This window comes from Alteromonas algae (genome assembly GCF_049117195.1).
Lineage (GTDB): Bacteria > Pseudomonadota > Gammaproteobacteria > Enterobacterales > Alteromonadaceae > Alteromonas.
Window position 1 is genome coordinate 2,156,017 of record NZ_CP185260.1, and the last position, 21,249, is coordinate 2,177,265.

Sequence of the window (21,249 nt, forward strand, 5' to 3'; positions counted from 1 at the left end):
TTACTCAACTATTTCTACAAAAGTAATAAAACCTTTGTTACGCCAGCATTACTCAGCGTCGTCAGACTTAGGTGCCGGACGCTCTAGAAGCTCTTTAATGCTTAGACGTACACGGTTTTGGCGATCAATTTCCATAACCTTAACGTCAATCATTTGGCCTTCTTCTAGGTAGTCTGCCACTTTGTTCACACGCTCATGCGCAATTTGTGAAATGTGGACAAGACCTTCTTTGCCTGGAAGCACTTCAACGAACGCACCGAAATCAACGATACGAGTAACCTTACCATGGTAAGTTTTACCGACTTCGATTTCTGCCGTTACTTGTTCAATTCTACCGATAGCGATATCTGCTTTCGCACGCTCAGTAGCAAAGATTTTGATAGTACCGTCATCTTCAATTTCGATATTCGTATCTGACTCTTCAGTAATCTGACGGATCATTGCGCCGCCTTTACCGATTACGTCACGGATCTTGTCTTGATCAATCTTCATTGTGTAGATGCGTGGAGCAAATTCACTAAGCTCTTCACGGTGACCACCGATTGCTTCATCCATTACGTTAAGGATGTGCAAACGTGCTTCTTTTGCCTGTTTAAGGGCAATTTGCATGATCTCTTTCGTGATACCTTCAATCTTGATGTCCATTTGAAGTGCAGTAATACCACCTGTGGTACCGGCTACTTTAAAGTCCATATCACCTAGGTGATCTTCGTCACCAAGGATATCTGAAAGTACAACAAAGTTTTCGTCACTCTTCACAAGACCCATCGCGATACCCGCAACCGATGCCTTGATAGGAACACCAGCATCCATAAGTGCAAGTGAAGTACCGCAAACAGACGCCATTGAAGATGAACCGTTTGATTCTGTAATTTCAGAAACGATACGTACTACGTACGGGAATTCTTCTTCGCTCGGCATTACGGCTTGAATACCACGCTTCGCCAAACGACCGTGACCAATTTCACGACGCTTAGGAGAACCAATCATACCCGTTTCACCAACACAGTATGGAGGGAAGTTATAATGAAGCATGAAGCGGCTGTCACGACGGCCTTGAAGCTCGTCAATCATCTGCGCGTCACGTTCAGTACCTAATGTAGCAGCGACGATTGCTTGCGTTTCACCACGAGTGAAAACAGCAGAACCGTGTGTACGTGGTAAAATACCTGTCGCAACGTCTAGTGCACGAATCATCTTAGGATCACGACCGTCAATACGAGGTTCGCCAGCAAGAATGCGTGAACGTACTACGTCAGACTCAAGGTCGTGAAGAAGGTTTGACACTTCTTTCTTATCTTGTGTTTCATCTTCAGCAAGAATGGCATCAAGCGCTTTTTCAGTTGCAGCCGTTACTGCATCTTTACGCGCAAGTTTGTCAGAGATTTGGTAAGCAGCAACCATTTCAGCTTCAGCTAATGCTTTCACTTTTTCTTTAAGGGTTGTATTTTCTGCTTCTGGTTTCCAATCCCACTTGTCGATGTTAACGCCAGCAGCAAATTCGTTTACCGCGGTAACAACCGTTTGTAGTTGCTCGTGACCGAACATAACTGCGCCTAGCATCACATCTTCAGAAAGCACGTCGGCTTCTGATTCAACCATTAATACCGCGCCTTCAGTACCCGCAACAACAAGGTCAAGTTCACTTGCTTCTTGCTCTTCAACGCGTGTATTTAGAATATATTCGCCGTTTGTGTAACCAACGCGCGCTGCACCAATAGGACCATTGAATGGTATACCAGAGATAGCAAGTGCAGCAGAAGTACCAATCATCGAGATGATATCAGTAGGAATCTCTGGGTTAGCAGACATTACTGTGATAACAACCTGTACTTCGTTCTTAAACCCTTCAGGGAATAATGGACGAATTGGACGGTCGATTAAACGTGCTGTTAAGGTTTCGCCTTCTGAAGGACGTCCTTCACGCTTGAAAAAACCACCAGGGATTTTACCCGCAGCGTACGTTTTTTCTTGGTAGTTAACTGTTAGTGGGAAGAAATCTTGATCAGCTTTCGCTTCTTTCTTACCAACAACCGTTACTAGTACAGCAGTATCATCCATGCTTGCCATGACAGCTGCTGTTGCCTGACGAGCGATTACGCCCGTCTCAAGTGTTACAGTATGCTGACCATACTGAAATGATTTAGTAATAGGAGTCACTATTTGTCCTTTAATTTCAATCTTATTTATCGCTTATAATCGCGGCGCATAGTATAGCCATGAACGCACACTATTGCCATTACCAAATTGATTTACTGCGCGGCGTTATGAAACGCTATTTGACAATACACTTTGCGCGTATTCATCCTCTTTCATTGCCTTGAACCACAAGCTAAGCCAATCTGAGCACATTTTATGTTCAAGTGCTAGCGCCTCGTCGGTAGGGCAAAATAAGCTTACCCTAATAACGACTTTCGCCAATTCGTTTGTTTTTATTTCAATCTCGGGGTCAATCTGAATGAACTCTTGCTCTAGATGGCGCTCAATCAGGCCCTTATAACGTTCTGCTACATCTCTAAAATATTCGCAATGGGCTTGTGCTCGCGCCTGGAAGGCCGGTAACAGGCTGTAGGCGTTAACAATAGGCTCGTTGACGATTTCAAATGAATGCAGTTTGTACCGACGCAAAAAGTTTAAATTACGCACGGTTTGCGTAACAAGCTGGCTGTTCGGTACATAAACGTGCTTACCCGTATAGTTGAACGACTCGCTGTCAACTTCAAGCAAAGCGGTTTTTGCCCAGTCCATTTCAACCACTTCACCCACTACGTTATTCATTTGGATCCAATCTCCTACTCGAAATGGTCTAGCGCCTAAGTAGTAAATGAACCCCATAAAACATTGGATAAACTCTCGCGTCGCAAGCACGATAGCAACCATGAACGCAGCAATAGATATGGCAAGGTTTTGTATTTCTGAAGACCACACCATCATTAATACAACAATAATGAGTGCGTTACCGAGTTGCTCAAGAATATTAATTTGATTTCTGCGATCTTCGCCGCTTCTGCTACTGCTTAACTTAATGAGCTTTAAGATGCCTTTCTTTGTGTAGTAAAGAACAATAAGCAGTAATAAGGAGGTGGCGAGTTTATATTCGGAGGTGAACGACAGTAGTTGACGCCAAATTAAGTCTGGGTCAATCGCTATTTCCATGCCTGTACTCCTAATAAACCTATGATAAAAAAATAAAAAAAGCGCTGGTTGTTAACCAGCGCTTCAATTATGAAGTATCTATTCGCCTGACACAATGCAGACCAGTATCACTTTCGTAAGAAAGCGTCTGTTAGACTAAATTCAGCCTACGCGCGAATCTGACCTTCGCCGTTCACGAGGTACTTTTCAGACGTCAGCGACTCAAGCCCCATAGGACCATAAGCATGTAGTTTAGTGGTCGCGATACCAATCTCAGCACCCAACCCTAGTTGACTGCCGTCAGAAAAACGCGATGATGCGTTAACCATTACTACACTAGCGTCAACGGCACGTTGAAACAACTTAGCTGCGGCTTCATCTTTGGTACAGATGACTTCGGTATGGTTGCTTCCAAACTTAGCGATGTGCGCAATAGCCGCATTGAAATCGTCAACAACACGTATGGCAATTTCTAGCCCTAAGTACTCTTCACCGTATGCATCTTCACCGATAACATCCGCATCGTCGAAAAACGCACTGCCCGCTTGGTTTACATGCACAGTTACGCCATGTTCCTTAAATGCCGCAGCCACACGAGGTAAAAACTCATCAGCAACCGCACTGTGAACAACTAACGCTTCAAGCGCATTACATACACCAGTACGCTGCGTTTTACCGTTAAGCAATATCGCCAAGGCTTTATCTAGGTCCGCATCCTTATCAACATACAAATGACAAACGCCTTTGAAATGCTGGATAACTGGCACTTTTGCATTGTCAGTAACATAGTTAATAAGCCCTTCGCCACCGCGAGGAATAATCACATCAATATAGTCTCGCTGCTCCATCAGTTCTTGCATCAACGCTCTGTCGGCGTTTGGTATAACGGTCACTAACGCTCTTGGTAAACCATGTTTCTCTAACACGTCTTGCATTAACCCAGATATTGCCAAGCTAGTATCTAGCGCTTCTTTACCACCACGTAAAATTACTGCATTACCTGATTTAAAACATAGTGCACCAGCATCAGCAGTTACGTTCGGGCGTGCTTCATAAATCATGCACACCACACCCAATGGAATTCGCATCTTTTTAATTTCGATACCGTTAGGACGTGTACCGATAACGCGTTCTTGACCTACCGGATCATCTAAACCAATGATAACCTCAATGCCTTCAGCCATCGCTTCGATGCGCTCATCATTCAATATGAGGCGGTCTATCATTGCTGCATCTAAATTATTTTCTTTCGCACGAGCAACTTCTTTTTCATTCACATCAACAATGACGCTTTTATTCGCTCTAATTGCGGCGGCCATATCACTAAGCACCGCATTTTTTTTCGCTTCATCTAATATAGATAGTACTTGTGCTGCTTCTTTCGCCTGTTGGGCTAATTCCGTAATAATACTCATTCTTCCTCCAAATTTGCTACGTGCTGATCAGAAATGATAGGGCCAGTTTTCTCTTCGAATTCACTGGCGAACTCGTCGCTGTCCTGATTAGCAATAAAATTAAGTAAGCAACTACTGTAATTCGATTTTGCCTTAACGAGTTTTGTGCCGTCGGCTTTTCTCACTAAGATGGTATCCCCAACTGAGAATTCACCATTCACGCCGATAATTTCACTACTCGTTAGTTGCTCACTGTCACTGTCTAATGATTCATCAAAATCGCTTTCTACAATAACTTCGCCTTGTGCATTAGATGTATGTCTCATCCAATGTACGTTCTCCTGCATGGGTTTAGCATGTGCGCTAAAGTGCGTGCCTGGGTTGTTGCCAGACAACAGCATATTAAATGAAATTTCAGTGAACCCATTAATAATATACGTATCGATACCATGCGAAACGGCTTTTTCCGCCGCTTCAATTTTAGTGCGCATTCCGCCTGTTCCAACACCACCTTTTACCGCACCGCCCGCCATGGCATAAATGCTTTCATCGATAGTGTCAACGTCGCGTAATAGCTGCGCATCATCGTGCTCATGCGGGTTTTTAGTGTATAACCCATCAATGTCCGAGCATATGATTAGTGCATCTGCATCAGCCGCTGCTGCGACCATTGCAGACAAGTTGTCATTGTCGCCAACTTTCAATTTGTCTGTTGTTACCGTGTCGTTTTCATTAACGATAGGCAACACGCCATGTTCTAGTAAACTGAAAATAGTCTCGCGGATACTTACATAGCGCTCTCTGTCGCGTAAATCTGCGTGAGTTAATAAAATCTGCGCTGATGGGAAATCAAATAATCGATCCCACGTCGCCATCATTTCAGTTTGCCCTGCCGCAGCCATCGCTTTTTTGATCGCAATATGAACATTTTCAGTTTCTGGGAATAGATGTGAGCCGGCTGCTACTGAACCCGAAGAAACGAGGACAACCTGCGTTCCATTTGCTCTACATCTCACGATGAACTGCGCGATACTCAAAAGATAGTGGCTACTACACCCCTTCTTGTTAGGTGATATAAGTGCGCTACCCACTTTGATAACCACACGATTCCAACTAGGATGACTCATAATAATTACTTACCTTAAGATTGTTGATTCGCTAATTCTAGGCTGACTTCATCAAATGTCGCTGCAACCGCCTTACTTGGCGAAGCAGAAAGAGAAGAACCAACCCACAGGCTCACAGCGCTTACTGCAAACCCTGGAATAATTTCGTACATAACACTGCTTAGTGTTTCACCATTACTTAACACAGGCGCATAAATCCAAAACAGAACGGTCACTGCACCAGATATAATGCCTGCTAATGCGGCTTTATGGCTGAGGTCTCGCTTATACAACGAGAAAAGCACAAGCGGGCCGAATGCCGCACCAAAACCTGCCCACGCATTGCTCACTAACGATAAAATACTGTTTGATGAATCCATCGCAAGTAGCAACGCAACAGCCGCTACACCAGCAACACCCACACGACCCAGCGTAACAGTCGTTTGTTCTGCCATTTCTTTCTTATTCACGACACGCAAAATATCTTCAGTAAGCGAACTCGCCGATACTAATAGTTGAGAAGAAATAGTGCTCATGATCGCAGCTAATATTGCTGCCATTAGAAAGCCGCTTATTAACGGGTGAAACAGTAGCTGTGAAAACACGATAAAAATTGTTTCAGCATCGTCTATTGGTAAACCAAACGCATTCGCATACGCAATGCCAACAAATCCGGTAGCTAATGCGCCTAATATCGTGACTAACATCCAAGACATACCGATATTTCGTGCAACACTAACCGACTTCACAGACCTTATCGCCATAAAACGAACGATAATGTGAGGCTGACCGAAATACCCAAGCCCCCACCCAAGACTCGAAAGCAAACCTATTGCAGTGAGTGACGCAACTGATTCCGAAAAGTCTGGAATTGACAAGTACGCCGACGCTGTCATATGGGAAACGCTGTCGAATTGTATGAACGCGACAACGGGAACCAAAATAAGCGCAACAAACATGATGCAGCCCTGAACGAAATCAGTAAGACTTACCGCTAAAAAACCGCCAAGCAATGTGTACGATACAACTACGCCAAGCGTTATAAATAAGCCTAGTTGATAGTCTACCGAGAAGGCACTCTCAAAAAGTTTACCGCCGGCAACAAGCCCTGCAGATGTATATAAGGTGAAAAACATCACAACGATCACCGCAGATACAATTCTGACTGACGCATTTGGCGTATTGAAACGTTTAGCGAAGAACTCGGGAACTGTCAGTGCATCGTCTGCATACTCTGTGTACAAACGAAGCTTTGGTGCGACAAGAAGATAATTAGCCAACGCGCCAGCAACTAGCCCGATGGCAATATACATGGCATCAAAGCCAGTAAGATACATGGCTCCAGGTAACCCCATCAACATCCAACCAGACATATCAGAAGCGCCCGCTGACAATGCGGTGACTTGAGGACTGACTTTTCTGCCACCTAAGATATAACCCGATATATCGCTTGTGGATTGTTTATATGAAAACAAGCCAATGCCGAGCATCGCTAGAAAATAGATACTCAACGAAATGTAGCTTTCGATTGGCATAACGTGGGTTGTAATCCTCTACTGCTAAAAAAAAACTAACCATCCGTGCTACTGCCCTTGCGATGAACATTTACGCTAAACCTTTTGCGTCATTCATTGATAACGAATGCGCTGAGGACGCTTAATACATCGAACTAAAATGATTAGAGTTCAAATAATATAAAGGTTTTTCATATTTTTTCAAGTTCAAATTTTAAGCTACCCAATGAAATCAGCAGGTAAACACGAAAATCGACCCAACTACCCACCTCACCACACTTACATACTAAAACGAACAAAAAAAACATTTAAAACAATGTGATAAGAGAAAAAAATATCACTAAAATCAAAAAAACTTTATGGAAATTTATGCATAAATATTAATATTTATATTCACTTACTACCGTTTGGAATATTTTTTCAATTAAGCGCGCTGCTTAGGATATAACCTTCAACAAGAGCCTTTCTAGCTGCACTTGCGTACTCGTCTCTTCACATTTTTCATTTAAAATAGTATTTACGTTGCTAATCAGCTCATTTCGCATTTGTTGATCATCTAGTGCAGCAAATAGCTTCGGATGAATGTAATACTTTCGGCACACAACCGGTGTGTTGCCCAGCACCTTTGAAACGTGCTTCGCCAATGTTGGTGCCCACTTTCTATTTTTCCTCGCATTGACTGATGCATGAACCTCTGGCAAAACACGTAAAGCGATCCTGCTAGCTGCCCACGTTCTAAAATACTTACAACTATAATTATCTGACATATATTGGTGTATGAAATGATTCATATCTTCGCTGGTCAAATCTCGCCACTTTGCATCATTGGTTTGATAACGGAATATTGCATAACCTTGTAAGTTAATACACTCTTCAACAAGTGTAGACAGCGTGGGGTCGGTAACTTCCAATGTCCGCGGCTTATTATGCTTACCCGTGTATTTAAACAGAATGCGGTCTTCGCGCACCTCCGCATGCTTACGGCGTAGGGTACTCAGCCCATATGTGCTATTTTCTTGTGTATATTGAGAGTGACCGATGCGTGCGCCTGTTTTATCAAGCAGAAGCCCCACGAGCGCACATACCCTTTCCAAACTCCACGCTTTGGTTTCAAGATACTTAAAGCAATGTGTTCGAAAGTCGTCGATAGCCAAACCGAATTGACGAAGTGACGCAAATTTCTCGGCCTGTTGTTGCTTATGCCATTGGTAATGATAGATGTATTGGCGTCTGTTTTTCTCATCTTTACCTATGGCTTGGATACTCGCTTTAGGAAGTTTACTAATCCGAACTGAACGCCAGTTTGGCGGGATTACTAAACGTTCGATGCGCGTTAACACCTTTGCCTTAGTGACTCGCCTGCCATTTTTGTAACGGTAATAGAATCCTTTTTCAGCACAGCCAGACCGCATAATGTGAAGATGTTCGTCATGATTAGTCATACGTACAATGCCTTGATCATGCATCGTTTCTGACTCACTTTTTTTCAGTCCGTTGTTGCTCATGGTTACCTTTTATTCGCATTGTATTGTTTTTTCTTACGGCTATTGCTGCCCGACAGACTTTTATTACGATAAAAGAAACGTGAAAGCAAAATGAATGCCCACAATAACAGTGTCACTCGATTGCGAAGCACTTACCCACAATGGAGAGCACATAGAGGTGGGGACGTAAGGTTAAGGTGGTCAGCAGTTTGTGAACCAACGGTATGCGCTACTTAATAACGTGACATTTTTTCACAGCCCGACGCATTTTTACGCATTAGGCCTTTATATCAATGCTTTCAGGTTGGTATTGGCATAGGGCACTTCCTTCGCAATCTGTTTATGAACGTATTTTAACTTTACGTTTTTAGTGCTAATTATCAGCAACTTAAGTTAAATAACACCAGTGAAAATAGAATTTATAATACGCTAAAACACTCGTGCAACATAACGGAACGTAATTTGAATGTGTAATAATCAAGCATTACGTAAATCTATCCCTCGAAGGGTGAGATAGCGAAATCTCTTAGAGTAGTTTTTCGTAACGAGTAACAAAACGATCAAAAAAATGGAGAATTCATGACCAATTCGGAATATGACATCAAGGCACTGCTTAAACCGGATGCACAGGGTCAAGTTGCCGCAATTTATGACGATAAAGCGCAGGCTACAACCTCTGCGCAGGCGTTGGTATCCCGTTCTGTTGTGCCAGAATCACACGTCACCCTCATCGAGGGTAGCGAAGAAGATTTCGGTAAGAAATTAGAGGAAGATAGTAACGTGATTGGCAAGGGCCTGTGGAGCTCTCACCTGAAGATGGGGGCAATAGGATTGGGTGCAGGATTTATTGCAGCAGCCTTATTGGTTGCCTTTGGTCCAGCGTTAACCCAGCAAAACCCTATTTTCACGTTCATCGCGTTAATCAGTCCAGGTTTATTTTTGGGGCTATTTCTCGCAGGTCTTTTTGCACTGCGCCCCGATAGAAACCAAATCATTCAAACCGTAAGGCATGCACTGCGTAACGGTAAAGCAGCACTGATCGTCAATACGTCATCGCCAGATGGGGTAAAGAAAGTTAAGAATGTGCTAAAAGATCATGCAGATAATATAGTAGTGGCGGTACGCTAACATACTAAAACGGCCCTTCGGGGCCGCTTACTTTCACCAATCGATACACTTTCTATCTCTTAAAAATGCCCCATTGGGCCCACCTTTTTTATGCACCCCTAACCATAATGCGGTATCAGCGCCCTCTTCAGGGGTTCGAGGTGCATCTGTGCCGCCCATACGTGTATGAACCCAACCAGGACACATACTGTTTACCGTAACGTCACAGTCGTCGCCATGCTCGGCCTTTATCTCGTTTGCTATTTTCACGGTAAGCGCATTAAGCGCCGATTTACTTACGGCATAAGAAAGCGGGCCTTCTAAACCTTCATTAAAACTGCCCCACCCAGAGGAAACATTAATAATACGGCCGAAGCCCGACGCCAACATACCTGGAAGCGCTTGCTTTATTAACGTCAATGGCGCAGCCACATGAAGCTGCATCGCATCATGCAAGCCGTCGGTTGTGAGCTCATCCCAGCCTCTATGGTCAAGCGCCCCCGCATTGTTAACCAGAATATTGAAAGGGCCGTAAACCGCATCGGCTCGTACAAACGCATCAATAATACTTTGCTCTTTATCTAACGCCATTTCAATAACGTGGATATCGCCACCTACGACATCTTGTCGCGCTTCAAGTCCGAGCGATTCGTCTCTACACGCCATCACCACTTTAAAGCCCTGTTGCGCAAAGCCTCGGACTATTTCAAGCCCAATTCCTCTGTTTGCACCTGTCACTAATACTGATTTAGTCATCTCTATTACCCTCCTTTTTGCGCACCACGTTTTGCTCAACATAATGGGCAACATAAAAAATAGCAGGAAATACGAACGCCCATACCGCGCCAACGATAACGTATGTCATTAAAATAGATTGTCCTAACGTAACCGCCCCGAAATTGGCGCCGGCCACATAGCTTAGCGGTGCAAAAACAGCGCCCCCAGCGGCTGCGATAAGTGGGCGTCCTTGAAACAAGGTCATGCTATGTAGCAGTGTTCCTGCTAAGCCAGACCATAACAATCCCAACCATACTGGAATAAGCCAGGACGGCACATCGGCTATCTGATGCGTGGTATCGAAACGATAAATGCCGAAGAACGTTAAGCTGCTATCCACCACCATGCCGACCAAGAAGATAGCTACGAACAATATTGCATCGGCGTAGCGTTTCGATGAAATGACTAACCACAAAACCAGTAGCCCAATAACGAAAGGTATTGATGCATTTTGCAGTAAGACAACAAGCCACCATATTGATTGAAACCACACGAAGTTGGCAATTTTTAACGCGCTATTACTCATAGAATTCTTTCGTTTAGTGTTTACAGCATTTACGGCGTTCACGTGAATCTAGTTCATCTCATAGATATTTATAAACGAAAACAAAACCTTCGACGTATGCATGCTAACGATTTACAAAGGATGTTGATAATGAAAATGGTTAAGTATTATGTCTTAGGCGCATTGCTAGCACTTTACCTCACATGGATAACCCCGCTTGTTGTTGTAAAGATACTACTAGGGTGGATTGCATTTTCGCTAATTGCGGTAAGTAGTGCCTATCTTCTTAACTACCCCGAATTATTTAGAAAGCGTCAGGACGGCTCGATACCTATTTATATACGTTGGATTTTTATTCCCTTCCTAATAGGCACAGGGGTTTTTAACGAATACGCGAGAAGAACCGACAAAGTCCCACCGCTACAAAAAATAGACGACAATCTGTTTTTGGCATGCCGAATGTCAGGTCAACATGTACCGTTGATGAAAGAAAATGGCGTAAATGCCATTTTAGATGTAACTGCTGAATTTGACGGATTGGACTGGACCGCATACCAGCAAGAGTTTGAATACCTCAACATTCCGGTGCTTGACCATACCAGCCCAACAGCAGAGCAGCTGACTACCGCAATCAATTGGGTTAACCAACAAATTCGCAGCGGAAAAAAAGTCGTCATTCACTGTGCGCTTGGCAGAGGAAGAAGTGTATTGGTGACTGCCGCGTACCTACTAGCGCGTGATGATAAACTTTCTATTGTTGACGCAATGAATAAAATTCAATCCATACGTTCAACGGCTCGTTTAAACAAGCGACAGCTACACGCCTTAACGAAAGTAAAAGAAGGTGGCAGACTAAACTTTAACAAGTCGCTTGTGCTCGTGGTTAACCCCGTTTCTGGCGGGGGGAAGTGGGACGTTGAAAAGAACGATATATTAGCTCGCCTTAATCCACACTTTCAAATAAGCATTCTTGAGACCACGCCAGATATAAGCGGCGAAACACATGCAAGGAATGCTATCGAGAAAGGCGCAGATGTTATCGTAGCCTGTGGTGGTGACGGAACAATAACCGAAGTAGCAAGCGCCGTAATTGGCTCTGACGTTACCATGGGTATGATCCCTTTGGGCACGGCAAATGCGTTGTGCCAGGTACTTCAGGGATATATGAGTAAGATAATGCCGATATCAACAGCGTGTGACATCATTATCAGTGGCGAACCTACAACGATAGATACCGCTCGCTGTAACGATAACCTGATGTTGTTGGTCGCGGCCGTCGGGTTTGAAGAGCAAATGATTTCCTCTGCCAGTCGCGACGAAAAAAATGCCGGCGGGCAATTAGCCTACATTCAAGGCCTCTACAATGCGATTACGAAGAACGAAAACTTATCTTTTTCTTTGTCACTGGACAACGGTGGGTCGCAGCAACTGGAAACACCGAGCTTTGTCATTGCGAATGCCGCGCCGTTAACGACCGCCCTCGCCCAGGGTGACAACCCGCCTTCAGTTACCGACGGAAAAGTAGATATTACCTACCTACTTCCTAACGAGAGTGCTGATAGGCAGTTGTTATCGATCGCAGAACTTATATTTAGCCCGGCGCAAGCTAAGCGTAAATCACAGAACATTGTCCATCAAAAAGCAGAAACAGTATCCCTTACTTTTCCCGATGAAGTGCAATATGCCGTAGACGGTGAAATTTTTTCTGCATCGACAATTACGGTTACTAGCAACCCACAAAGCCTTCGTGTTCTTGCTAGCAATACTATTACTTCGGAGCAATAAACCATGAGCAGTATGAGTAACATAGACGTTTTAACCAGATTTTTGTCTGAGCGGTTTGAAAACGAACCAGAATACCTTCAAGCAACACAGGAAGTGCTGGCCGATATCGTTCCTATCTCAAACGCTAATGAAGCATATAAACGTTATGACATCGTTAAACGACTCTGTTTACCTGAGCGCGTTATTTACTTTACCGTTAACTGGGTAAATAGCGACGGGGATGTAGAGGTGCATCAAGGTTGGCGGGTTCAACATAACTCTGCAATGGGCCCTTATAAAGGCGGCTTGCGCTTCCACCCTTCTGTATCGCTGTCGGTATTAAAGTTCTTAGCTTTTGAACAAAGCTTTAAAAACGCACTGACGGGATTACCAATGGGGGGCGGTAAAGGAGGATCAGATTTCAATCCAAAAGGTAGAAGCGATCGCGACATCATGCTCTTCTGTCAGGCATTTATGCGAGAATTACAACGGCATATTGGCGCACAAACCGATGTTCCAGCCGGCGATATCAACGTTGGCGCGAGAGAAATTGGATATCTGTACGGTGAATACCGCCGTTTAAATAATAGGTTTGAAGGCGTTTTAACGGGAAAAGGGCTTGAGTTTGGAGGTAGTCATGTAAGAACCGAAGCCACGGGCTTTGGACTCGTCTATTTCCTATTAGCAGTGTGTGATGCACAAAGCACACCATTGAAAGGAAAGAGTGTGTCAGTATCAGGCGCAGGTAACGTCGCGCTGCACGCTGCGCTCAAAGCGACACAAATAGGCGCTTGCGTGCGTACACTGTCCAACAGCAGTGGCCTTTTATCTAATGAAAATGGTTTTTCAGAAGCAGATATACAGTGGGCTATTAGTCATCGCGCTAACGAAGAAAATATCCTGATTACGTTGTCAGAGCGTACTGACGCGACATGGCATAAGAAAAAGAAACCTTGGCATATTGCCACCGACATCGCCCTTCCCTGTGCGACACAAAATGAACTCGATGCGTCTGACGCACAACAATTGGTTGATAACGGCTGTTTAATGGTTCTTGAAGGCGCCAATATGCCTTGCACTGATAAAGCGCAGGCCATTTTTCAGAAAACACGGACAACCTATGTTCCAGGTAAGGCATCCAATGCTGGCGGAGTTGCACTATCAGGGTTAGAAATGAGCCAAAACGCAGTATTTAAACCTCGTAGCGCGTCAACACTAGATGATGAACTTAATAACATAATGAACGACATTCATGCCAGATGTGTTGAAGAAGGCGAAGAAGACGGGCATGTCAATTACATGAAAGGGGCGAACATCGCTGCATTTAGGCGTCTTGCTGAAGCCATGCTGGCACAAGGAATTTAAGTGTTACTGCACAAAAGATAGAGTGAAGAATACTCTATCTTCTGTGTAAATCCTTCACGTTACCCCTACTCCGCCGGCCTTATAAAAAACACCAATATTAAAACATGATAAAAATCATAGCTATATAGCCTAAACACACATGGAATGAATATCGCATAGTCTACTGGGTAGATTATCAATTTTTAGTGTAAGGAAGGTACTATGAAAATTTTTGAAGCGTTACGTCAAGATCATGAAAAACAGAGGTTACTGCTAAAAATATTAGCTGAAACCAGCGGCGACACTGAAGCGCGTAGAGAGTACTATCAAGAGTTAAAGGAACAATTAGAAAGCCATGCATTGGCCGAGGAACGTCACTTTTACACGCACCTTTTAGAAAAGGATGCCGCGGTAGATTTAACTCGTCACGGCATTGCTGAACATCATGAGATAGATGAATTGATCAGCACACTCGACGCTACCGAAATGAGTTCATCTGCATGGTTGCATTACTTAAAGTTGCTCAAAGAAAAAGTTGAGCATCATCTTGCTGATGAAGAACAAGAGTTCTTTCAGGTTGCCGGTTCACTGCTTAACGACAAGCAAAAAGTTGATTTAGCACAGGGCTATCAGGAAGAAATGAAGAAAGAACTCGAGTCAGCGTAATTACGCAATTTGTCGATAGTAGATAAAAAGCCAGATTTTCTGGCTTTTTTTATGCGCTAATAAAAAACCGGCTTCAGAGCCGGTTTTTTAAATTTGGTAATTGCTATCGATTGTTAGCGCTTAGCAATGATATAAACGGCGTGAATAACACCTGGAAAATAGCCTAACAGCGTTAGTAAGATATTAATCCAAAACTGTGCACCTATGCCAACTTGAAGAAATACACCTAGCGGTGGCAAAAGTATCGAAAGTATAATACGTATGATATCCATTAAATTTCCTTTTATTGCAGTATTTTTATAGTGTTGTGAACTATATGCCCACTAACGCTGCTTGAACATATAAATCGTGGGCGTTTTTGCTATCACAATAAATCAATGCACAATTACTGCCAACATTACGCATTTTTAACGCTAATTGGTATTAGCTTAAAGGTGTATTTTCCAACCACGTTTCAAGGTCTGCTTTTTTAAGTGGTCTAGAAATGTGATAGCCCTGTGCAATATCACAGCCCCACTCTTTTAAGATATTCAATGAAAGCTCATCTTCAACGCCTTCTGCCACCACTTTAAGACTGAAAATGTTCGCTAAGCTCAACACAGTATGCACAATCTGCTGATCGTCTTCGTCACTGGCAAGCGACAAAATAAAGCTCTTATCAATTTTTATCGTATCGACGGGAAGGTTTTTAAGGTATGCAAGCGAGGAGTAACCCGTACCGAAGTCGTCAATTGCAAAACGAAAACCACGATTTTTTAGCGAGGTAAGATTTTCAATCGCTAAACTTGCGTCTGAAACCAAGTCACTTTCGGTGATTTCAAGTTCTAAATCTTCTGGTGCCAACCCTGCATCGGTAAGCAACTGTACCAGTTTCGAAAGCAATATATTATTCTGAATATCCTGCGTGGACAGGTTCATCGCGATACTAAATTGATAACCTTTGGTTCTAAAGTCTGCAAGGTCGGTAATGGTTTGCTGCATTACCCAAGTAGTCACTTGTTCAATAAGTCCAGCTTGTTCAGCAATGGTAATAAATTCGTCTGGTGGTACAAACCCTAAGGCCTCATTGTTCCAACGTATCAAGGCTTCCATACTGCAGACCTTCATCGCACTTAAGTCTACCTTTGGCTGATAAACCATAGACAGCTCGTCCTGTTTACTCGCTAACGCGCGTTTAAGCTCTGTAGTAATCGTTAAGCGCCTCACATACCTAGCTTCAAGTTCAGGACGGTATTTTACCATCCAAGTCGCAGTATGGATTGCTTCGTCAGTAACAATATTCATTTTTCTAAAAAGCTCTTCAGACGTTGCGGCATCATTGGGACAATCGATAACCGCCATAGCCACTTTGAGAGGAATCGCAATGAGGTTACTTTCAACGGGCTGCTCAAGAATATGTTTTAATGTTTCTAATTTGTCGTCATCGAGCGATGCATCACTGATATATAGAATTTCACCGCCAGCGAGGCGCGCAGACGTACCTGGCCAGCGCAACAAGCGCTCAGATAATGCTTTCAGCGCATTATCGCCATTTGAATAACCATACAAGTCGTTGATAGTTCTAAACCCGATCACCGTTATGGCGATAACTTGTAACGGTTTGTTTGCCTGCATTTCTTGTTCAAAAAACTGCTCAACATAGTTACGGTTGTAAAGCCCTGTCAGCACGTCATGCTGTGCTTGATACCTAATTCTTTGCTCACGCAGTTGAATGCTATCTTGCATACTATCTACGGCGGCGGCCAGCTCTGTGATTTCCAACAACGACGACGGCTCTTTCAGTACGGTCCCGTACGACCCCGAAGCAACAAGATTTACTGCTTTTACTAAGTTAGACACGGGCTTACTGACGTTGCGGGCTAATAGTAATGAGACACCCAGCGCAATAAAAATGGTCAGGAGCATGACCGATAGAATTGATAACTGAATATTGGTAAAAGATGCAAACGATGAAGAGACATCAATAGCCGCAGTGACAGTAACCGGCGATTCTCCAAACTCCGAAGAAAAGCTCACGTTTCGACTGAAGTAAGTAAGCTCTTCCGAACCGAATGTCACGTCCCAATAGCTAGGCGTCCCCTCGCTTGCCAATATAGCGGATGCTTTTTCCCTGTCCAATGTCGACGCAACAACATTACCTGATATTTTATCAGACACGATGATATCCGCGTCAACTAAGCGCTTTAGCTCATTCAAAAGCACTTCGTCAAACTTTACGCCGATAAGCATGTAATAACGAAGCGTAGGAATTTCAACTTTATAGAGGTTAACTTGTATTAGCGTGTCATCAATAATAAACAACCCGCTTTCATTATTTTTGGCGACCAGCGCAGTGCTCTCAAGCGACTGCGAGCCTACACTGAATAAGTCGGAATAGCTTGCAACAACAGAGTGGTCTAAATCGACCAGTGCAATTACATCTGTATTAATACGCGCTGCATAGCTCTGAAAGGCAGCTTCAATGGAGGGTATGTCTGCAGTGCCTACCGCTCGCCTAAAATCATAAGAGCGCAACAGTACATTCGACACACTTTTGATAATTTGTTTTCTATCTTCAATTAGCCTATCAAGAACATTACCGGTGACGGTGATATCTTGGCTAATGTTTTGTTCTAACAGCGTATTTGCTGAACGCCAGACAGCGGTAACTATTAACAATGCAGTTATTAATATACCCACCAGTAATGTACGAAACAGGCTTTGCCGAACAGTTAACTGCACACGACTTTCCATGTTGCTTGCTGATGCATACGAACCTAAACGATTAAAAATAAACGATGTAGTTAGGATAGCGCATAAAAGAGATAACGAGTAGCCTTAACGCGCTGCATTTATTCTATATTCAATTTGTTACAGGAAATAAAAAAGGCTAGCATCGCTGCTAGCCTTTCTATTTGGTGCGGAAAGCGGGACTTGAACCCGCACGAGCTATGCTCACCACCCCCTCAAGATGGCGTGTCTACCAATTCCACCACTTCCGCAAAAACGTTAATTAGTTAGGTACGTCACTTGACGTGTCTTCTGCCTGAGGCACTTCTTCAGCTTCTACAACCGGTACATCCGCATCAGCAGGAGCCTGAACTGGCACTTCTACCGCAGCAGGTACATCTAAGTTTTCCCACTCGTCATCTGCACTCTCGCGGTTCGCTGTCATCGCGCCCAACGTAAGGCTGATAAAGAAAAACAAACCCGCTAAGATTGCAGTGGTACGTGTCATAAAGTTACCAGAACCCGATGAACCGAAAACGGTGTTAGAACCACCAGAGCCAAACGATGCGCCCATATCTGCGCCTTTACCTTGCTGAATAAGTACAAAACCAATCAGCAGTAACGCTACAACTAGATAGGCTACCAATAGCACTTCATAAACCATAAATACCTCGTCAGTTTGCCGCTTGGCAAATTGAAATAAAATCTTCTGTTTTTAAGCTGGCGCCACCAATGAGGCCACCATCAACATCTTCTTGTGCAAACAACGTCTTAGCGTTATCAGCTTTTACGCTTCCGCCATAAAGGATTTGCAGCGATACTGCTAATTCTTCATCGATACCGGCAAAATACGTTCTTATAAATCTGTGTACTTCTTGCGCCTGCTCTGGCGACGCCGTTTTACCTGTGCCAATTGCCCATATAGGCTCGTAGGCTACAACGCACTGCTTAAGCTCATCTAGTGATAAAAGTGCACTAACTGCAGCCAGTTGTTCAGATAAATATGCATTCACAGTGTTGTCTTCGCGAACATGTAGTGGTTCGCCAATACATACGATGGGCGTTAACCCTTCGGCAATTGCTTTTTTTGCCTTTTGAGCAACAAGCTCACTGCTTTCACCGTGGTCTTCTCGCCGCTCTGAATGGCCTACAATAACATAACGACAACCAATTTCCTTCAGCATACTGCTAGAAATGTCGCCGGTATGCGCCCCATTATCAAGGGGGCTGACGTCTTGTGCGCCAACATTTACGTATTCATTATCAACTGCAGATAACAATACAGACGGAACACACAACACTTTTTCTACGTTCGGTGCTATATTTGCGTCAAAAGCAGCATTAAATTCGCTGATTTGCGCCAGAGTTCCATTCATTTTCCAGTTGCCCGCTACAAGCGGCTTTCTTGCAATTGTTTTCACAACGACGACCTTAGCCCTGTCTTAAAGCGGGCGTGATATTAACGATTCCAGCTAGGTTTTACAAGCAATAAAACGCAAAAATTACTGTCACACCAGCTAATTGGCGAGATTACGAACAACTGCCGCAATATGCTCTGCCCATTTGTTTGATTGGGCCTCATCATCCGACTCAACCATCACTCTGACTAACGGCTCTGTTCCGCTCTTACGTAATAGCACCCTTCCTCGTTTGCCTAATGCACTTTCCGCCTCTTGTTTCGCCACAAGCACATCGTGATGCGCAGTGTAATCAACACCTTCTGTTGAATAGCGAACGTTAATAAGGGTTTGAGGGTACATCTCGAAGCCACTGCTAAGTTCGTGCAAGTTTAGGCCCGTATGAAGCATCGCAATAAGTACTTGAAGCCCGGCAACAATACCATCTCCGGTTGATGACACAGCAAGGTTTAATACATGTCCTGAGTTTTCACCGCCAATAAGCCACCCTTTTTGTTGAAGCAGCTCCATGACATAGCGATCGCCCACATTACTTCTTGCGAAGGGTACACCTAATTTCAACAATGCATTTTCAAGACCTAGATTACTCATTAGCGTCCCGACTACACCGCCTTGCATTCGCCCATTTTTCAACGCGTCTCGGGCGATTATGTATACAATTTGGTCGCCGTCTAAAACGTTACCCAAATGGTCGACCATCATAATGCGATCGCCATCGCCATCAAGGGCAAAGCCAAGGTCAGCACCGACTTCTTGAACTTTATCAATAATGGGCTGAAGTGAAGTAGCGCCAACACCTTCATTAATATTTAGCCCGTCTGGCGACGTACCAATTTCTATAACCTGAGCACCTAGCTCTCGAAGCACATTAGGCGCAATGTGATACGTTGCACCATGCGCACAATCAACAACAATTTTTAACCCCGTCAACGATAACTCAGACGGGAACGTGCCTTTACAGAATTCGATATAACGCCCAGCGGCATCATTAATGCGCGTCGCCTTTCCTAACTTATCTGATGCTACGCAGGTCATCGGCTTATCGAGCATACTTTCTATCGCAAGCTCAATATCATCATCAAGCTTAAAGCCTTGTGCCGAGAAGAATTTAATACCGTTATCGTAATAAGGATTGTGGGAAGCGCTTATTACAATGCCAGCTTCAGAACGAAACGTTTTTGTTAAATAGGCGATTGCCGGTGTGGGCATTGGCCCTAACAAGCCAATATCTATGCCGGCAGCTGAGAGGCCGGCCTCGAGCGACGATTCCAACATATAGCCTGAAATACGCGTATCTTTACCAATTAACACTTTATTTGTGCCACGCCCAGCAAGTACTTTACCCGCAGCCCAGCCTAACTTAGTGACAAATTCTGGGTTAATGTTACTTTCGCCCACTTTGCCACGAATGCCATCAGTGCCGAAATATTTTCGCTCGCTCATTGTTTATCCTTATTCTACTGATAAAAGCATATTAACTAGTTTTATCGCGTCCGACGTTTCCTGTACATCGTGAACACGAATTATTGGTGCTCTCATTTGTGCTGCAATTGTAGCGAGACTAATACTTCCCGCCAAGCGTTCATCTACATTTCGGCCTAACAATTTACCAATCATAGATTTGCGCGACATACCAACGAGCACCGGATAACCCAACTGCATGATATCTGGAAGATGTTTTAACAGTGAAAAATTGTGTTCCAACGTTTTCCCAAAACCAAACCCTGGATCTAACAAGATACTGTCTGTCGCTATTCCAGCGTCTTCACACGCTTTTGCACGCTGCTGTAAAAACGTTTTCACATCAGAAACCACGTTAGCGTAATGTGGCGAGTGTTGCATAGAACGTGGCTCGCCCTGCATATGCATTAAGCATACAGGTACATGAGATTCAAAAGCGGCCTTCAACGCGCCAGGTTCTTGCAGCGCACGCACATCGTTGATAAGTGCAGCGCCCGCTCTCACGGCTTCGCGCATCACCACAGCTTTGCTGGTATCAATTGAAATGACGCAATCTACGTTATTGCTTAACCGTTCAATGACGGGAATAACGCGCGATAACTCTTCATCTACGCCAACAGCGTCGGCGCCTGGTCGTGTCGATTCGCCACCGATGTCTATAAACGTGGCCCCCTCTACAACCATCCTTTCTGCATGAATCAAGGCATTATCAAGCAGTGAAAATTGCCCGCCGTCAGAAAATGAGTCAGGCGTTACATTTAAAATACCCATTACCTTAGGGCTCGTTAAATCAATGGTTTTATCTTTAAATTTCATGCGCGTATTTTTAGTAACTTATACGGATTAAACATAAAAAAAACGCCAG

18 protein-coding genes and 1 tRNA gene are annotated in these 21,249 nt (G+C 44.0%); 4 read left to right on the plus strand and 15 right to left on the minus strand.

Annotation, left to right across the window (positions count from 1 at the left end; genetic code table 11):
- Positions 1–48: 48 nt before the first annotated feature.
- The 6 genes from pnp to ACOJRU_RS09745 all read right to left on the minus strand — a co-directional run bounded on the left by pnp (position 49) and on the right by ACOJRU_RS09745 (position 8,654).
- Positions 49–2,160, minus strand: coding sequence for a polyribonucleotide nucleotidyltransferase (gene pnp / locus ACOJRU_RS09720; RefSeq protein WP_421131553.1), 2,112 nt, complete (start codon positions 2,158–2,160; stop codon positions 49–51).
- 105 nt (positions 2,161–2,265) lie between these two features.
- Positions 2,266–3,156, minus strand: coding sequence for a mechanosensitive ion channel family protein (locus ACOJRU_RS09725; protein ID WP_421131554.1), 891 nt, complete (start codon positions 3,154–3,156; stop codon positions 2,266–2,268).
- A gap of 146 nt (positions 3,157–3,302) precedes the next feature.
- A complete protein-coding gene (locus tag ACOJRU_RS09730) occupies positions 3,303–4,550 on the minus strand; it encodes a glutamate-5-semialdehyde dehydrogenase (protein WP_421131555.1) in 1,248 nt (415 codons plus the stop codon).
- Entirely contained in the window at positions 4,547–5,656 is a 1,110-nt protein-coding gene (gene proB / locus ACOJRU_RS09735; RefSeq protein ID WP_421131556.1) for a glutamate 5-kinase, read from the minus strand. Before proB ends, ACOJRU_RS09730 begins: the two co-directional genes overlap by 4 nt.
- Before the next feature lie 14 nt (positions 5,657–5,670).
- A complete protein-coding gene (putP, locus tag ACOJRU_RS09740) occupies positions 5,671–7,170 on the minus strand; it encodes a sodium/proline symporter PutP (RefSeq protein ID WP_421131557.1) in 1,500 nt (499 codons plus the stop codon).
- A gap of 416 nt (positions 7,171–7,586) precedes the next feature.
- The gene (locus tag ACOJRU_RS09745; protein ID WP_421131558.1) at positions 7,587–8,654 is read right to left on the minus strand and encodes a DNA topoisomerase IB; all 1,068 of its coding nucleotides are present in this window, start codon (positions 8,652–8,654) and stop codon (positions 7,587–7,589) included.
- A gap of 558 nt (positions 8,655–9,212) precedes the next feature.
- Here ACOJRU_RS09745 and ACOJRU_RS09750 point away from each other — a divergent pair.
- Entirely contained in the window at positions 9,213–9,761 is a 549-nt protein-coding gene (locus ACOJRU_RS09750; RefSeq protein WP_421131559.1) for a hypothetical protein, read from the plus strand.
- A gap of 33 nt (positions 9,762–9,794) precedes the next feature.
- On the opposite strand, the gene ACOJRU_RS09755 is transcribed toward ACOJRU_RS09750, so the two are convergent.
- Both ACOJRU_RS09755 and ACOJRU_RS09760 read right to left on the minus strand, forming a co-directional pair.
- Positions 9,795–10,496, minus strand: coding sequence for an SDR family NAD(P)-dependent oxidoreductase (locus ACOJRU_RS09755; RefSeq protein WP_421131560.1), 702 nt, complete (start codon positions 10,494–10,496; stop codon positions 9,795–9,797).
- Complete coding sequence (locus tag ACOJRU_RS09760) at positions 10,489–11,043, minus strand: DUF2878 domain-containing protein (protein ID WP_421131561.1); 555 nt, start codon at positions 11,041–11,043, stop codon at positions 10,489–10,491. Before ACOJRU_RS09760 ends, ACOJRU_RS09755 begins: the two co-directional genes overlap by 8 nt.
- 129 nt (positions 11,044–11,172) lie before the next feature.
- On the opposite strand from ACOJRU_RS09760, the gene ACOJRU_RS09765 reads away from it, so the two are divergent.
- The 3 genes from ACOJRU_RS09765 (at position 11,173) to ACOJRU_RS09775 (ending at position 14,796) form a co-directional block, all read left to right on the plus strand.
- Positions 11,173–12,807 carry a diacylglycerol kinase family protein gene (locus tag ACOJRU_RS09765; protein WP_421131562.1) on the plus strand — a complete coding sequence of 545 codons (1,635 nt, stop codon included), beginning with the start codon at positions 11,173–11,175 and terminating at the stop codon, positions 12,805–12,807.
- A gap of 3 nt (positions 12,808–12,810) precedes the next feature.
- Positions 12,811–14,151 carry an NADP-specific glutamate dehydrogenase gene (gdhA, locus tag ACOJRU_RS09770; RefSeq protein WP_421131563.1) on the plus strand — a complete coding sequence of 447 codons (1,341 nt, stop codon included), beginning with the start codon at positions 12,811–12,813 and terminating at the stop codon, positions 14,149–14,151.
- A gap of 201 nt (positions 14,152–14,352) precedes the next feature.
- Entirely contained in the window at positions 14,353–14,796 is a 444-nt protein-coding gene (locus tag ACOJRU_RS09775; protein ID WP_421131564.1) for a hemerythrin domain-containing protein, read from the plus strand.
- A 113-nt stretch (positions 14,797–14,909) separates the two neighbouring features.
- On the opposite strand, the gene ACOJRU_RS09780 is transcribed toward ACOJRU_RS09775, so the two are convergent.
- From ACOJRU_RS09780 to folP, 7 genes are all read right to left on the minus strand, one after another.
- Positions 14,910–15,068 carry a YqaE/Pmp3 family membrane protein gene (locus ACOJRU_RS09780; protein ID WP_159530705.1) on the minus strand — a complete coding sequence of 53 codons (159 nt, stop codon included), beginning with the start codon at positions 15,066–15,068 and terminating at the stop codon, positions 14,910–14,912.
- Positions 15,069–15,219: 151 nt separating this feature from the next.
- Positions 15,220–17,517, minus strand: coding sequence for an EAL domain-containing protein (locus tag ACOJRU_RS09785; protein ID WP_421131565.1), 2,298 nt, complete (start codon positions 17,515–17,517; stop codon positions 15,220–15,222).
- 174 nt (positions 17,518–17,691) lie between these two features.
- Positions 17,692–17,777: transfer RNA gene (locus ACOJRU_RS09790), tRNA-Leu, on the minus strand.
- 11 nt (positions 17,778–17,788) lie between these two features.
- Positions 17,789–18,169, minus strand: coding sequence for a preprotein translocase subunit SecG (secG, locus tag ACOJRU_RS09795; protein ID WP_421131566.1), 381 nt, complete (start codon positions 18,167–18,169; stop codon positions 17,789–17,791).
- A gap of 10 nt (positions 18,170–18,179) precedes the next feature.
- The gene (tpiA, locus tag ACOJRU_RS09800; protein ID WP_421131567.1) at positions 18,180–18,926 is read right to left on the minus strand and encodes a triose-phosphate isomerase; all 747 of its coding nucleotides are present in this window, start codon (positions 18,924–18,926) and stop codon (positions 18,180–18,182) included.
- 96 nt (positions 18,927–19,022) lie between these two features.
- Positions 19,023–20,366, minus strand: a complete 1,344-nt coding sequence (glmM, locus tag ACOJRU_RS09805) for a phosphoglucosamine mutase (RefSeq protein ID WP_421131568.1) — start codon at positions 20,364–20,366, stop codon at positions 19,023–19,025.
- Positions 20,367–20,375: 9 nt separating this feature from the next.
- Positions 20,376–21,200 (minus strand): dihydropteroate synthase, encoded by an 825-nt coding sequence (folP, locus tag ACOJRU_RS09810; RefSeq protein WP_421131569.1) that lies wholly within the window; start codon positions 21,198–21,200, stop codon positions 20,376–20,378.
- Positions 21,201–21,249: the final 49 nt, after the last annotated feature.

Bases quoted from the DNA above. Each gene is read 5' to 3' on its own strand.
- ACOJRU_RS09725 (WP_421131554.1), bottom strand. From the start codon at position 3,156: ATGGAAATAGCGATTGACCCAGACTTAATTTGGCGTCAACTACTGTCG.
- ACOJRU_RS09730 (WP_421131555.1), bottom strand. From the start codon at position 4,550: ATGAGTATTATTACGGAATTAGCCCAACAGGCGAAAGAAGCAGCACAA.
- proB (WP_421131556.1), bottom strand. From the start codon at position 5,656: ATGAGTCATCCTAGTTGGAATCGTGTGGTTATCAAAGTGGGTAGCGCA.
- putP (WP_421131557.1), bottom strand. From the start codon at position 7,170: ATGCCAATCGAAAGCTACATTTCGTTGAGTATCTATTTTCTAGCGATG.
- ACOJRU_RS09745 (WP_421131558.1), bottom strand. From the start codon at position 8,654: ATGAGCAACAACGGACTGAAAAAAAGTGAGTCAGAAACGATGCATGAT.
- ACOJRU_RS09750 (WP_421131559.1), top strand. From the start codon at position 9,213: ATGACCAATTCGGAATATGACATCAAGGCACTGCTTAAACCGGATGCA.
- ACOJRU_RS09755 (WP_421131560.1), bottom strand. From the start codon at position 10,496: ATGACTAAATCAGTATTAGTGACAGGTGCAAACAGAGGAATTGGGCTT.
- ACOJRU_RS09760 (WP_421131561.1), bottom strand. From the start codon at position 11,043: ATGAGTAATAGCGCGTTAAAAATTGCCAACTTCGTGTGGTTTCAATCA.
- ACOJRU_RS09765 (WP_421131562.1), top strand. From the start codon at position 11,173: ATGAAAATGGTTAAGTATTATGTCTTAGGCGCATTGCTAGCACTTTAC.
- gdhA (WP_421131563.1), top strand. From the start codon at position 12,811: ATGAGCAGTATGAGTAACATAGACGTTTTAACCAGATTTTTGTCTGAG.
- ACOJRU_RS09775 (WP_421131564.1), top strand. From the start codon at position 14,353: ATGAAAATTTTTGAAGCGTTACGTCAAGATCATGAAAAACAGAGGTTA.
- ACOJRU_RS09780 (WP_159530705.1), bottom strand. From the start codon at position 15,068: ATGGATATCATACGTATTATACTTTCGATACTTTTGCCACCGCTAGGT.
- secG (WP_421131566.1), bottom strand. From the start codon at position 18,169: ATGGTTTATGAAGTGCTATTGGTAGCCTATCTAGTTGTAGCGTTACTG.
- glmM (WP_421131568.1), bottom strand. From the start codon at position 20,366: ATGAGCGAGCGAAAATATTTCGGCACTGATGGCATTCGTGGCAAAGTG.
- folP (WP_421131569.1), bottom strand. From the start codon at position 21,200: ATGAAATTTAAAGATAAAACCATTGATTTAACGAGCCCTAAGGTAATG.